Origin of the sequence: Nostoc sp., from assembly GCF_036917195.1 — a bacterium.
Lineage (GTDB): Bacteria > Cyanobacteriota > Cyanobacteriia > Cyanobacteriales > Nostocaceae > Nostoc.
The window spans coordinates 1-13,277 of the sequence record NZ_JBALDG010000093.1; the positions used below are offsets into that span (position 1 = coordinate 1).

General features: G+C 39.4%; 14 protein-coding genes and 1 pseudogene. 7 read left to right on the plus strand and 8 right to left on the minus strand.

The window, feature by feature from the left end; all coding sequences use genetic code 11:
* The 8 genes and pseudogenes from V7K40_RS31190 to V7K40_RS31225 form a co-directional block, all read right to left on the minus strand.
* The coding region (locus V7K40_RS31190; RefSeq protein ID WP_334966718.1) for a hypothetical protein at positions 1 to 300 on the minus strand (300 nt) is incomplete at its 3' end.
* Positions 301 to 390: 90 nt separating this feature from the next.
* Entirely contained in the window at positions 391 to 1,266 is an 876-nt protein-coding gene (locus V7K40_RS31195; RefSeq protein ID WP_334966720.1) for a class I SAM-dependent methyltransferase, read from the minus strand.
* 2 nt (positions 1,267 to 1,268) lie between these two features.
* Positions 1,269 to 2,339, minus strand: coding sequence for a glycosyltransferase family 4 protein (locus tag V7K40_RS31200; RefSeq protein ID WP_334966722.1), 1,071 nt, complete (start codon positions 2,337 to 2,339; stop codon positions 1,269 to 1,271).
* Complete coding sequence (locus tag V7K40_RS31205) at positions 2,323 to 2,700, minus strand: 6-carboxytetrahydropterin synthase (protein ID WP_334966724.1); 378 nt, start codon at positions 2,698 to 2,700, stop codon at positions 2,323 to 2,325. Before V7K40_RS31205 ends, V7K40_RS31200 begins: the two co-directional genes overlap by 17 nt.
* Before the next feature lie 5 nt (positions 2,701 to 2,705).
* Positions 2,706 to 3,686 carry a zinc-binding alcohol dehydrogenase gene (locus V7K40_RS31210; RefSeq protein WP_334966726.1) on the minus strand — a complete coding sequence of 327 codons (981 nt, stop codon included), beginning with the start codon at positions 3,684 to 3,686 and terminating at the stop codon, positions 2,706 to 2,708.
* Between the two features lie 93 nt (positions 3,687 to 3,779).
* Entirely contained in the window at positions 3,780 to 4,799 is a 1,020-nt protein-coding gene (locus V7K40_RS31215) for a RibD family protein (protein ID WP_334966865.1), read from the minus strand.
* A gap of 63 nt (positions 4,800 to 4,862) precedes the next feature.
* A pseudogene (ribA, locus tag V7K40_RS31220) lies at positions 4,863 to 5,459 on the minus strand (GTP cyclohydrolase II); the annotation flags it as partial.
* Between the two features lie 383 nt (positions 5,460 to 5,842).
* On the minus strand, positions 5,843 to 6,010 hold the full coding sequence (locus V7K40_RS31225; protein ID WP_334966728.1) for a hypothetical protein: 168 nt from the start codon (positions 6,008 to 6,010) through the stop codon (positions 5,843 to 5,845).
* Between the two features lie 469 nt (positions 6,011 to 6,479).
* Between V7K40_RS31225 and V7K40_RS31230 the strand changes: the two genes are divergently transcribed.
* The 7 genes from V7K40_RS31230 (at position 6,480) to V7K40_RS31260 (ending at position 13,247) form a co-directional block, all read left to right on the plus strand.
* Positions 6,480 to 8,534, plus strand: a complete 2,055-nt coding sequence (locus tag V7K40_RS31230) for a multicopper oxidase domain-containing protein (protein WP_334966730.1) — start codon at positions 6,480 to 6,482, stop codon at positions 8,532 to 8,534.
* A gap of 362 nt (positions 8,535 to 8,896) precedes the next feature.
* Positions 8,897 to 9,664, plus strand: coding sequence for a class I SAM-dependent methyltransferase (locus V7K40_RS31235; protein ID WP_334966732.1), 768 nt, complete (start codon positions 8,897 to 8,899; stop codon positions 9,662 to 9,664).
* 175 nt (positions 9,665 to 9,839) lie between these two features.
* Positions 9,840 to 9,968: a hypothetical protein gene (locus tag V7K40_RS31240; RefSeq protein ID WP_334966734.1), complete on the plus strand. Its 129-nt coding sequence runs from the start codon at positions 9,840 to 9,842 to the stop codon at positions 9,966 to 9,968.
* Positions 9,969 to 10,383: 415 nt separating this feature from the next.
* Complete coding sequence (locus V7K40_RS31245) at positions 10,384 to 11,817, plus strand: HAMP domain-containing sensor histidine kinase (protein ID WP_334966737.1); 1,434 nt, start codon at positions 10,384 to 10,386, stop codon at positions 11,815 to 11,817.
* Between the two features lie 61 nt (positions 11,818 to 11,878).
* Positions 11,879 to 12,286, plus strand: coding sequence for an ATP-binding protein (locus V7K40_RS31250; RefSeq protein ID WP_334966738.1), 408 nt, complete (start codon positions 11,879 to 11,881; stop codon positions 12,284 to 12,286).
* 10 nt (positions 12,287 to 12,296) lie between these two features.
* Positions 12,297 to 12,980: a response regulator transcription factor gene (locus V7K40_RS31255; protein ID WP_334966740.1), complete on the plus strand. Its 684-nt coding sequence runs from the start codon at positions 12,297 to 12,299 to the stop codon at positions 12,978 to 12,980.
* 120 nt (positions 12,981 to 13,100) lie between these two features.
* Positions 13,101 to 13,247, plus strand: a complete 147-nt coding sequence (locus tag V7K40_RS31260; RefSeq protein WP_334966742.1) for a hypothetical protein — start codon at positions 13,101 to 13,103, stop codon at positions 13,245 to 13,247.
* The last annotated feature ends 30 nt before the right edge of the window (positions 13,248 to 13,277 follow it).

Sequence of the window (13,277 nt, forward strand, 5' to 3'; positions counted from 1 at the left end):
ATTTGTTATTTCGGCGAACTCATTTGTTATTTCGGCGAACTCATTTGTTATTTTGGCGAACTCATTTGTTATTTCGGCGAACTCATTTGTTATTTCGGCGAACTCATTTGTTATTTTGGCGAACTCATTTGTTATTTTGGCGAACTCATTTGTTATTTCGGCGAACTCATTTGTTATTTCGGCGAGCGCATTTCTTATTTTGGCATCTCCATAACGCACCCTACGAAACAACCAAAAGAGTTGAAACCTATGCTGGTCATACTTGTGTGTACACCGTAGTCTCTGACCCGTCGAACTCACGTTTTACTCAAATGGATACCAGATAATTTAAATTTTTCTCATCCCTTGGGTCAAGCCTAATTGCAGATTGCTACTAAACTGGCTCTCTAGCTACTCCCAGTAACCCCAAAAATCTTGATGCGCGACGCTACAACTAAGCTTTTTTTGAGCAATCATCTGTTGTTTTTCAAGCAACCAGGTATTTAACTCATCCTGCAAAGTTGCTTCTTCAATAATTTCTGGAATCGATTCTTCCATAAACCCTAAGATGAACTCAATAAAGACAGGATCGCTGTTACTGATTTCCCACGGACTTTCTCCTTGTAATACCTTCATCCCAATACCCTTCATTGCTTCCCACATAAAGGAACCGCACTCAGGGCCCATCCCCCTGCCGAAGTATTGATGGCGCTGCATATGCTGATGGTAGTATTTAATAAAGTCCGAATCGTTATCGGTTTGAGGAATAAAATTCATGCCAGTATAGTTAATACTAGCTAGCATCGGCAATTGATACTTTTTTAAACATTCGAGTAGTGTCTGAAACTGCTTTTCGCTAAACAAATCGAACACTGCATTGGCGACAGCTAAGTCGAAAGTATTTAAGTCTATGAGATTTTCCAGATCCAAAATAGAGCCGACAATTCTATGGATGGTAATTTTATGAACTTGATTTGTCAAGACCAATCTGGAGTTTTGCAATTGTGACTCATATCCATTTTCCTGCGCCCAGACGATTAGCTTATCAAGGGCGATTTCCAAAAGTTCCTGATTTTGTTCGACTAGAAACCACTCCTGCTCCTGGGAAATTTTGCTAAAGTAGTAGCGGCAGTTAGCTCCTGTACCTGCTCCAAAATCAATAATTTTGAGCTTTTTTTGCCTTTTGAGATATTCTTGGCAGCTTGTTTCCACATTTAAGTTACGCGCTTTAGCATCATAGGAAATACGATGTTCTAGCCATTGAGCTAATTTTTGGTTTTTATTCATTGTCACTTGTTAAATGCTTGTAAAAAATCCCGATAAGTTTTATCCCAAGAATTAAAGGATAGGTTAGCGATGTGAGCCAAAGCATTTGTCTGTAACTGAGTGAGTTCATTAGGCACTGTAAGCAGCCTTGTGAGTGCTTTGAAAAACTGCTCCTGCTTACCTGGCTCAATTAGTATGCCATTGCTACCATCCTCAATCCAGTCAACAATTGCTCCCGTTGCATAAGCTAATACGGGTAGTCCGTGAACAACTGCTTCAGCGGTAGCCATAGAGTAACTCTCATAGGTAGATGGGGAGAGATAAAGAGCGCATTGGGGGAACAAGTCAAACATAGCCTGTTGCGGAAGGTAGCCATGTAAAATGATCCAATCTTGAAGACGCGATCGCTCTATTATCTCAAGAATCTCCTCTGTGTAACTGGCGTTCTGTTCGCAGTCACCAATCAAATGCAGGCGAAAATTTTTCACCTGCATCTGAGCTAACATTTGTACTAAATCGAGTTGTCCTTTGCCTTGAGAAAATGTTCCTACTGTAATCAGATTTATCGGCTCTTGTTCAGAAAGTTTCTTGGGATGAGACAAACGGGACACTTGAACCTTTTCTATCCCTGGAAAAGCTACTGTAATCTTATCTTTTTCTATGCCCTGATTTGAGAGATAATCTCGCATTTGTAAGCTGGGAACAATAATCCCATTCACAGCTTTTAACCATAGTTTCTCGCTAGTCCAGAGGGCATCCTTTTCCTGATTTGAGTAGTAGATATTCCTCGACTCAAGATAGTGAAGCATCAGGTAAATCTGCTGGAAATAAAGAGTAAATTTTTCAACAGAAGCTTTGAATTCAGGAATTGTTAAGTAGAGTCCATCAAGCACAAAGGTGCAGCTAGAAGGCAAAGCATTGAAACGCTCAATCAGCTCGCTAACGGGGCTATTTAAGGCGTAAAAAAATCCCTTGCCTTTGGCTGACTGCTCTAGGCGTTTGACAATTTCTAAATTGTAAATCGAGCCTCCTGATACATGACTCAATTGAGGTTGAATAAAATGGATTATGCTTGCTTCATACCTCAGCTTCATAGCTTCCCCAAGCAATATGACTTTCCTCCAGAGTAACTTTGAGAGAGCCTTGGAAAAAAGAATTGACCTGTTTGCTAATTTGCTGGTGAATATAAAAAGCCATGTGTTCTGTTGTTGTATTTATCCCCTTAAATTGTTCAAGAGTATCCAGATTTTGGTAATTTAATGGTTCTAGAACTTCTTTGAGAATTGCGATCGCCTGACCGATATCAATTACTAAACCATCTTTATCCAACTGAGGTACTTTGAATTCAGCCGTGACTATATAGCTTGCTCCGTGTAGCTTTTGAGCGGGGCCAAAAATTTCCCCTTGGAAGCTATGGGCAATCATAATGTGGTCTTTTACTGCAACAGAAAACATGATTTTTAATACTCAATTAATGGCGAAACTGGATGCACTTGACGCTGATATAACTGTGACATAAATTGTGGCAAGTCTCTAAAAGAAATCACAGGTTCCAAGAGAATATCTACGGCTGCATCTGCGAGCAAGCTCAAAACCCGTTCTTTGCGCTGGCGATAGTCAATCAGCTTTCGCATCGGTCTGGCGATCGCGGAAACTTGAGAAGCGATAATTTGTTTGCGTTGGTAATGAAAGGAACCCCCTAATTGCAAGGAAACCGATTGTGTTCCGTACCAACTCAGTTCGATACAGCGACCTTCAAAAGCTAGAGCATTAATCGCACTTTGAAGTCCAGAAGAAGAAGCACTGGTATGGAAAACGATATTGTAATCGCCTTCTTTGTAGTCGGTCGTTAAACGGGAATTTTGCAGCCAAGGTAGTTGTTCTAAGTATTCAATTCGCTGCTTATCTTGTTCTAAAAAGTCTGCTGCAATACCATACTCTTTGCTGAGGACAAAGCTAATCAGAATACCGATAATGCCTGCACCAACAATTAGAATGCGATCGCCCTGACTAACTTCGGCATCCCAGACCGCATTTAAGGCTGTTTCCGTGTTAGGAATTAAAGTCGCCCGTTTGCTAGGTAACCAATCTGGTAACTCTAAAGCATCAGAACTCTCGACGACGACTCTCGATTGGTGGGGATGCATGACAAAAAATCGTTTCCCCTGATTGTCACCTTCATCAGCTTGACCAACAAGACTGTAACCGTACTTTAAAGGCAAGGCAAAACTGCCTTCCATATACCAACAACGCATCGTTTCCCAGCACTCTTGGGGGACTTTTGCTAGACCTACCAGCCGCTCTGTACCCGGACTAATCCCAGTGTAGAGCGTGTCCAAAAATAGAGGATCTTTAAGGGACGGCGTGACTGAGGTTTCTCTAATTTCACCCTTGCTTGGAGAGACTAACCAGTAGGCATAAGCTGAAGAATTTGTAGACATCTTTAAAGCTGTTGTACATTTTAATTGCGTAGTCTTAAGCAAAAGCACAAACAATTCATCTCTCTGACTTCCTGATCAGCCTCAACGAGCAAATTAAATGCGTGACTGCTTATCTTGGAGCAATTCCACCAGAATTTCTCCATCGAGATCGAAGTGTTTCATTTTAAAGCGGAGTCCTTCGTCGATCGAGCCTATAACTGGAAGGGTGAAACTCGACCGTCCAGAACCCAAAATTAAAGGAGAAAAATGGAGATGCAGTAGCTCTATGCAATCAGCTTGTAAGAAATAGGATACGGTTTGCCCCCCACCTTCCAAAAAAATAGTTGAAATGCCATTTTCATATAAAACCTTTAAAATTTCCGAGGGAGCTAAAACGTGTCTTTCTTGAGAATCTTTTGTTGCAGATATAGGAAGCTCCAAAATTTTTTCTTTGGCTGTTTGTGTTAGTACTCGATGCTGCTTTTCTTGAGGACATAACACAATCACTCTTTCATGAAGCGCCATCATGTGCAAATCATCAACCCTCAAATCGTTTTGACCTTCTATAATCACAGGAGTTGGATGCTTGCCAGTTACTAAACGAACCGTTAACTTAGGGTTGTCGAGTGTTGCCGTTACTGCTCCTACCATGACGGCATCATGAAGAGCACGCAGACGATGAGCATGTTTCAAGTTAGCCTCGTTACTGAGCCACTGAGAGTTTCCATTGACTGCTGCAATTTTGCCGTCAAGAGATTGTGCCAAGTGAGCCATTAGAAAGGGACGCTTTTCTAAGTAAGCTTCTCTTTGAGCAACTAAGAGCCTTATATATAAGGAAAAAGTTTGCCATCCATTGTTGCTCCACATTCCTTTAAAACATTGGGCATCTTGCACGATATCGCTTTTAAAAGGGGAGCCGCTTTTGAATACGATGGCAGATTGTACTTGAGAAAATAGTTGATTTGCGAAATTCAAGTTTTGACAGAAATCATTTGGAAAATCGATAATAATTAAGAAATCACTTTCTGGAATATTAGGGATCTTTTTGTTATAAAGTTTTTGGAAACTCCACGGACTTTTTGCATTACCAAAAAAAGCCCAATATTCATTAAGTTGGGGAGGTTCATTTTTCATGACCTCCTTGCATTCTAGCAATGCTGACCAAATATCTTCTAAATATTCATCAATTTTCAATGCATTTATTGCTAGAGATTGTCGGTGTTTTACTTTTAGAAGATGCCCCAACTTCTTTGCCTTAGTCGTCAAATAATTTAAATTGTAGTCATTGGGTTCAATCGCTAAAGGAATACGTTCGACTACCTCAATACCGTAGTTTTGTAAACGAGCAATTTTGCGAGGATTATTAGTAATCAAGCGAATTTGATTCACCCCTAAATTCTTAAGTATTTGCGCCGCCATGCTGTAGTCACGGAGGTCAGCAGAGAATCCCAGACGTTCATTTGCTTCGACTGTATCCAATCCCAAATCTTGCAAAGAATAAGCTTTCACCTTATTCAACAGACCAATACCTCTTCCCTCTTGCGCCAAATAAATTATCACCCCTTGACCTGCTTTATCAATCATCCTCAGTGCTATTTGCAACTGCATTCCACAATCACAGCGCAGAGAACCCAAGGCATCCCCCGTTAAGCATTCTGAGTGTATTCTTACCATTACCGAGTTGTCGAACTTTGTCGGTTCACCCTTGACGATCGCAACGTTTTCTGAGTTGTCCAGAGTATTACGGTAGCCATAAATTTTGAACTGACCAAATTCGCTGGGTAATTTGGCGATCGCTACAGTTTCTGCAAATGCACTTTCGGTAATTGGTTTTAGGTCGCTCATAATTTCTGACAATATTTTGGTGTTTAGATTAACTAGCTGGAGTGCTACATTGCATTGAGCAGCACATCAACTTCTTAATTTACCATTCCACTCATTTCTGACAACACAACCCCCTATTTTGCATCCTCACTACTGGCAATCTTGTTGGCAATTACTAGACAAAATACGCAATTCAAGTCACTGCTGATAATAGCAGAATAGAACCCCAATACCAAATTAGAAGCATTACGGCTAAGAGGATGTTTTAAAAGTATCTTTTGCTCTCATTGTTAACACTGCATAGTATCTCAGCACATGGCTAAAATATTGATTTTTTGTCGGAGTTAACCCAGTCAGAACGTAAAATTTATACCTTCTTGGACTTTTAAAACATCCTCTAAAGACAGAACACCTGCTAGGCATAATTCCTGACAAGCGATCCGCCTAGCTTGATCTATATTCTTCGCCCCAAAAGCTTCGGCTACCAGAGCTCCTCCTGCTGTGAGAATACCATATTCCATAGATAAGCAAAAAGATTAACGAGATTTTTTTTAATGACCAAAACTTGCATATTATCTCATTATTTGTGTATAAATTCTCAAATTTTATCTGTCATATTTATTCATATGACAGGTTGTCATATCTGTACAAGATGTCGATATGATGTCACTTGTTAGATAAATGAGAGAGACACAGCAGGGTCTCTGACTGTAATTTAATAATATTTGAATAGTGAACTCACGCAATGTGCAACTTATTCTTAGAACCCTGCTTCCATCCCGCTCTCTCACTTTTGAGAGGCTTGGATTCTTACTCCCCAACCCTTGTAGCGTTGGGGTTGGGGGTTAGGTTTGAGAAAGAGTTGCACACGGCGTGAACTCTCATTTTGATAACAATCCCATTTGAAGAACGCACAACTTAAAATATCCCCACGGATGAATCTAGGGGCTTGTAATCTCACTTTTGTAAAGATTTAACTCACTCATGGTTATGAAACGTTTATCTCAGTTTCTGTATAAGCTGCTGCTCACGATTTTAGTAGGCATTTTCATCTCTATAAGCACGTTTCCAGCGAAAGTAATAGCTTTTGATTTGAGGAATACTCCTCCGCAATATCGAGAGCAAGCGCGACAGCAAGAAGCGCAATTTGGTAAACCAAGGCTAGGTGCCCCAAGACCAGGTGGACCACAAGGCGAGGCCCCCCCACAGCCGCGAAATTGTCCCAATACTAATCAGCCGGTAGACTTCCAAAAAAATCTGGGTCTGGACTACATAGACAGCAACAGCAATCATGTATTAAATGCAACCTTAAATGTTATTAATCCAGAGTCTTTCACCCTCGGAAACGTAACTTTCAAAAGCAGCTATCAAGCAACATACAGCGACGAAGCGGGGTTCCAGACGGACTCAAACAACCAGAGGATTGCTCTCTACCAAACCGAGGACAAACCAGCCTACATGCCACCAGTCTTACGGGTATCACCTGGTGATACTATCAAGCTAAAGCTGAACAATAATTTGACTGGTCAATGGACTGGAAGCGCTCCGCAAGATACTAATTTTCATTATCATGGTTTCAACGTACCGGCAACCGAATATGCTGACGATGTACTCACCCACATTCGTCCTGCACAAAGCGACCCAATGGACTTCGTGATCCCGGAGAATCATCAACCTGGGCTGTTCTGGTATCACCCGCATGTCCACGATGATAGCGACTCACAGGTTAGTAGTGGCATGTCAGGTGGGATTATTATTAAAGGCATTGAGAACTATTACCCCATTATTAATGGAATTCCCCTGAAGCCAGATAAGCCTAACTTTGTCAAGGAGATTGCTAAGGACATTGAGCAACCCTATGACACGACTATTAAGGGAATTCTCCCGCAGCTTAAGCCTAGTCTCACTGAGAGAGTGCTTTTGTTTAAGGATTTACAGCTTAAGGAGCAGCTTAAAACTGACCCGCCAAACACCTACGCCTGCTACACCCTCAACGGTTTAGTCAACCCCAACATTACTATTAGACCGGGAGAGGTTCAGTTCTGGCGCATTGGCAATATTGGCGCAGACAATTACATAAATCTGTCGCTACAAAAGTCAACAGGTGATACAAGTCCTTTGTACATATTGGCACGCGACGGCAACATTGTGAATCCGCCGTTTTTACAAAAAGAGCCGATTCTGCTAGCACCTGGTAATCGAGTTGAGGTACTAGTAATTGGACCTCCATCGGGACAAAAGTACAATCTAGTCTCAACCGAGGTTTTGAACACAGACACAATACCACCAAAAAAAGGTGATCCTCCAAAAGCTCCTAGTTCGGCAACCTTTGCAGCGAATCCCACAGTAGCAACAGTTTCATCTGAGGGTGAGCAAGTAAACTACGATGTTGGTGCTTTAGAAGAATACATACTGAGCCAAAAACCACAAGATAAGTTCGATGATTTACCAAGTATTGATCAGCTAGCCAAGATGTCGATACCCGCGATCCACCAACGTACATTCACGTTCACGCAAGATTTTACTAATAAGAATAAAGCGGCGAGAGGGGGAGAGTTTTATATCAACGATAATATATACGATGAGAATCAGTTTGATACAGTCGTCCGGCTGGGTGATATTGAAGAATGGACTCTTGTAAATGCAACACCAATTCATCATGCCTTCCATATCCACCAACTCGATTTTTTGGTTACTGAGGTCAATGGTAAAAGCCAACTTACATCGAACTATGCACAGGGGTATCAGGATGTAGTCGATCTCCCACCTTGTGCCACAGCAAAGGATAATAATGATAGTTGTGACTCTAACACAGTAACCAAAACTGTGGTGCGTATTCCCTTTACAAACAAGATCATTGCTGCCGAATTCGATGGCGATCAAGATTACAATCTAGACACAGACAACTCCATATACAAAAATGGCCAATTCGTCGGTGGCCAATTCGTCTATCACTGCCATCTCCTGTATCATGAAGATCATGGAATGATGCAGAATATTCTGGTCTTACCACCTCTTCCTCTTCCTGGTATACTACCTCAGTAAAGTGGAAAGTGCAGCTTCAGTTGCTAGATACAAGATTAGTCAAAATCTTGTGGGGTGGGCAGAGATGCCCACCTAAATTTACTACAAAAGTGAATTTTTTTGCTTAAGTCTTGGAAATTTGTAAAAACCTTCTTATCTATATCCAAAAGTTTTATTATAAAATCGGAGAAAAAGTTTCTGAAAGTTGGCAAACAATTAAATATGAAATACTTTTTCGTAAGCAAGAAGCTGTGAATGCGCTAAACATTTTGGTAATTGCATTATCATACATCTATTTTATTGACTACCTAGTTTAACACCCTTTTAGCATTAATATTTGAGCTTTATTTTTGCACAATTATAATCACATAAACGTTACAGGTATGACATCACCATCACCTCAAGACAAATATAATTCTAAATCGCAGATTGCCGATACAGATTACGAAGAAAAAATCCGTCAAAGTTTTGCTTATTACTCAGATAAATGGGATAATGAAAATTTAACTTATCACTATCAAATTAAAAGACAGTGGTTATTAAATACTATCCATGAATTTTATTCAAAAACACAACAAAAAAATTTTAATCTAAAAATATTAGATGCTGGATGTGGCAACGGTCTGTATCTAATAGATATTGTAGAAGCTTTGGAAAATATTTATAGTGTAGAAGGTGTAGGTGTTGATATAACTGAAGAAATGATTGATATATCTCGAAAAAGATCACTAAATTTAAAAGGTAAATATGAATGGATTAAAATGGATTTGGAAAATGATGATTATAAATCTAAACTCGGAAAAGACCAATTTGATATCATTATAATGAACGGAGTCGTATGTTATTTTAAAAATATACCTAAAGCGCTGAAATCTCTAAAAAACCTTTTAAAAAAAGATGGAAAACTTATTATTATCCATCACAATCCCAATAATTTGACTAATCTTGTTCTGAGAATTCAAAGTCTATTAGAATCTGAATTTATCTGGTTTAGAAATCCTTCAGAAAAAGAAATCACAACTTACGCTGAAACAGAAGGCTATTTATTAAATAAATCTCAAGTTTTACCTTGTGGAGGTATACCGTATTTATTTTATAGTCTAGGTAAGATATTTTGGGATGGTTACGGTTTAGTCTTTACCCTAAAATAGGATTGTTTAATTAATCTTGATATTTTTAAAACATCACTCAATCACTCACTTATATGAATATTGAAGTAGAAATATACTATATTTAAGCATCGCTCTAGAATTAGTAAAGATTAATCCTGTTTCCGAAGATATAGCTAGTAAGTTCTTTGAGCATTTTCTTTAAATTGCGGATGCCATGAATCAAATTGGCGAAATGGAAGTTAGTTTGTGGCATTCCTTCAACGGTGGGAATCTCCCCAATGGACTGGTTCCCATGAGCGACTGGCGTGGGTTGGGGAGCCACTCTAGGGACAAATATCACTAACACCAAAGATATTGAATTAAAACAGACAAATAAATTAAAGACTGCGATTATTCTCTAAAATATACTATCTCTATTAAAGAGCAAGATTAACTTTCAGCCCTGCATTCAAACAAGAGTATAAAGTTAAGGCAGATAGGATTATAAAATTTCAGGTAATTCTCAGCATAAATTAATTTAATTACTAGTAAATGCATTTATATTATTATTAGATAAAAATTTAGATAATTGAGAAAGCGATGAAATAAAAATATTTAGCAATCTTCTTGAAATCGCTGCCTTTTTCACTGTAGGTATACAACAGAGGTAAGTTCAAATCAGCTATAACTAAAGATGTAGCGGTTGAAAGTAACTTTACATTTAGCAGTCTGATTTTATTGATCAAGCCTTCTTAAACACCTAAAACGCAACCAGAACAGTGAAGCAAATCATAAAAGGTTGGATAAATATAGACCCATTTTCCTTACAGTCACGCCTCACGCTTGGTATTGCAGCATTTTCAGCTTTGGTATTAGGTAGCCTCGCTACATGGACTAGTTGGAAAATGCAGCAAATTTTAGTTGATAGTCATAAGTATAATATAGAGCAAATCGCCAAGCGCTTGCCACAAGATGTGCAAATTTATAGTGAAATGATGCAACCTGAAACTGGATTGCAAAAGGCTATTAATAATTTGGCAAATACCAACACATTATTATGGCTAAAAAGTCCTGATAATAAAATTTTAGTAAAATCTGCCACTTTAAATTTGTTATCTGATACTACGGTAGCTGAGTTAATGTCCCTGACTAAGATGCCGATTAAACCACAAGTTTACAAAGTAAACCAAAGCTACTTTGTTTTATGCGGTAGTTCTGTGCAAGTGCAGGGTAAGTTGCTCGGTGAGTTATTTGTAGTCAAAGATATTACCCGCGAACAGAGAATGTTTGTAGTAATGGTGCAGAGTTTAGGTATTACTAGTGTTTTAGCAATTATTGTTTTAACTGCTGCGATCGCATTTTATATTAAGCGTTCTCTGCAACCTCTGCGCCAGCTAAATCAAATGGCTTCTGTGATTTCCGCTGAAGATTTAGGACAAGCACAACTATATCTTGATAATGCACCCAGTGAAGTTAAAGAATTAGCTAAAACTTTAACTATGCTGTTATCGCGTCTTTCCCAATCATGGGAACAAGAGCGAGAATTTGTGAGTAACGTTTCTCACGAATTACGTACACCCTTGACAATTGTACATGGTTACTTGCAAAGCGTCTTGCGAAGGCAGAATAACTTAACCCAAACCCAACAAGAAGCTTTAGAAACTGCTGCATCGGAAGCTGATCGCACTATCCGTCTACTACAAGATTTACTTGATTTAGCACGAGCAGATAGCGGTTACTTATATTTTCAAATGAAATCTTATGTGCTGAATGACTTAGTTGAAGAAGTTGTCATGATGGCAGAAATTTATAGCGATCGCATAATTACAATTGAGTCAAAAGTTTATCCAATTGAAATAAAAACAGACTACAGTCGCCTAAAACAAGTATTATTAAATTTGATTGATAATGCTGTTAAGTATTCTGAGGCTGATACACCCATAATTTTAAAATTGAATCAACTTCAAGACAAGGCGATTATTCAAGTTTGTGACAGAGGTTATGGGATTCCTTTGCAACAGCAAGCACGGATATTTGAGAGATTTTACCGCGTAGATGAATCCCGCTCTCATACTACTGGGGGTTGTGGTTTGGGTTTATCTATTGTCAAGACACTTGTAGAAGGTATGGGGGGTAGTGTAAGTGTGCAATCAAAGTTAGGGGAAGGGAGTATATTTACAATCAGTTTACCTACATATAAGAGTTCCATCTGACTTGGTAGAGAAATTCTTAGGTTTTGCAGTATTAAATGATTTGGTTGCAGACATAGTGCAAATGACAGATAAATTTAAGCATCGGGCAATCAATTTGGAAGTTGTTCCGTTTCCTGTGAGAATAAAGGCAGAGTGGAATCGACTCATACAGCTATTAAGCCATTTAATTAGTAATGCAGTTAAATACTCGCATGTGGGTGATCTAGTTACCTTGCAACTCACTCAGACTAGTGGTTGGGCAATCATTCAAGTTAGCGACAAGGGTGATGGCATTCTCTTGTCGCAGCAGTCCCGCATTTTTGAACCCTTGTACCAAGTTGACCCTTCCTGCGCTCGTGCGACTGGGAAACCAGGCTTAGGTTTATCTATTGTGAAACACCTAGCCGAAGGTATGGGAGGCAAAGTTGCCATCCTTTCAGAGCCAAGCCAGGTTATGGTAGCACTTTTATTCTCACATTACCTGCTTTAGGAGCAAAAATATGACAGCACATATCCTTTTGGTGGAAGATGAAGTCAAACTGGCGCGATTTGTAGAATTAGAACTTTGTAGCGAAGGATATCAGGTAAGTGTAGCCCATGATGGTATTGCTGGTTTAACCCTGGCGCGAGACTCATCGCCAGATTTAGCGATTCTGGATTGGATGCTACCAGGGCTGACAGGTTTGGAAATTTGCCGCCGTTTGCGAACAACAGGCAGTACAATACCAGTGATTTTGTTGACAGCAAAAGATGAAGTGAGCGATCGCGTCGCAGGTTTAGATGCGGGAGCCGATGATTATGTAGTTAAGCCCTTCAGCATTGAAGAACTACTAGCTAGAATTCGCGCTCATCTCCGCCGCACACAAGAAACAGACGAGGATTTGTTGCAATTTGAAGATTTAAGCTTAAATCGCCGCACCCGTGAAGTTTTTCGGGTGAAACGAAGCATTGAGTTAACAGCAAAAGAGTTTGACTTATTAGAATATCTCCTCTCACATCCCCGTCAGGTGTTTACTAGAGACCAAATTCTAGAAAAGGTTTGGGGTTATGACTTCATGGGTGATTCTAATATTATTGAGGTTTATATTCGTTATTTGCGACTAAAGTTGGAAGAAAATAATGAAAAGCGTTTGATTCATACAGTCCGTGGCGTAGGTTATGCACTACGGGAACAATCGCAATGACTTAGTGATTTCGACAATGCTATTAATACTCAGTTTCGCGTGAAATACCGCGCATAGAATAACTTATACGGTTTTTCTGGTTACAAAACTGAATATGAAAGGAATATTCCCAACGAACTTGTGACTCGTGACTACAACCGTTTTACTTTAGCTTTATGCAAGCTCAAAATTCATGACGAAACTTTACGCTTTCGTGTCAACGTTGATATTGAAGTTGTAGCAACTCGTTCTTTGGGAATACGTTCTGCAAAGCAAACAAACTATTAGCTGGCAGGGTACAATGCACAAGCCTAATAA

Coding starts and splice junctions, on each gene's coding strand:
- V7K40_RS31195 (WP_334966720.1), bottom strand. CDS start 1,266: ATGAATAAAAACCAAAAATTAGCTCAATGGCTAGAACATCGTATTTCC.
- V7K40_RS31200 (WP_334966722.1), bottom strand. CDS start 2,339: ATGAAGCTGAGGTATGAAGCAAGCATAATCCATTTTATTCAACCTCAA.
- V7K40_RS31205 (WP_334966724.1), bottom strand. CDS start 2,700: ATGTTTTCTGTTGCAGTAAAAGACCACATTATGATTGCCCATAGCTTC.
- V7K40_RS31210 (WP_334966726.1), bottom strand. CDS start 3,686: ATGTCTACAAATTCTTCAGCTTATGCCTACTGGTTAGTCTCTCCAAGC.
- V7K40_RS31215 (WP_334966865.1), bottom strand. CDS start 4,799: ATGAAAAATGAACCTCCCCAACTTAATGAATATTGGGCTTTTTTTGGT.
- V7K40_RS31225 (WP_334966728.1), bottom strand. CDS start 6,010: ATGGAATATGGTATTCTCACAGCAGGAGGAGCTCTGGTAGCCGAAGCT.
- V7K40_RS31230 (WP_334966730.1), top strand. CDS start 6,480: ATGAAACGTTTATCTCAGTTTCTGTATAAGCTGCTGCTCACGATTTTA.
- V7K40_RS31235 (WP_334966732.1), top strand. CDS start 8,897: ATGACATCACCATCACCTCAAGACAAATATAATTCTAAATCGCAGATT.
- V7K40_RS31240 (WP_334966734.1), top strand. CDS start 9,840: ATGAATCAAATTGGCGAAATGGAAGTTAGTTTGTGGCATTCCTTCAAC.
- V7K40_RS31250 (WP_334966738.1), top strand. CDS start 11,879: ATGACAGATAAATTTAAGCATCGGGCAATCAATTTGGAAGTTGTTCCG.
- V7K40_RS31255 (WP_334966740.1), top strand. CDS start 12,297: ATGACAGCACATATCCTTTTGGTGGAAGATGAAGTCAAACTGGCGCGA.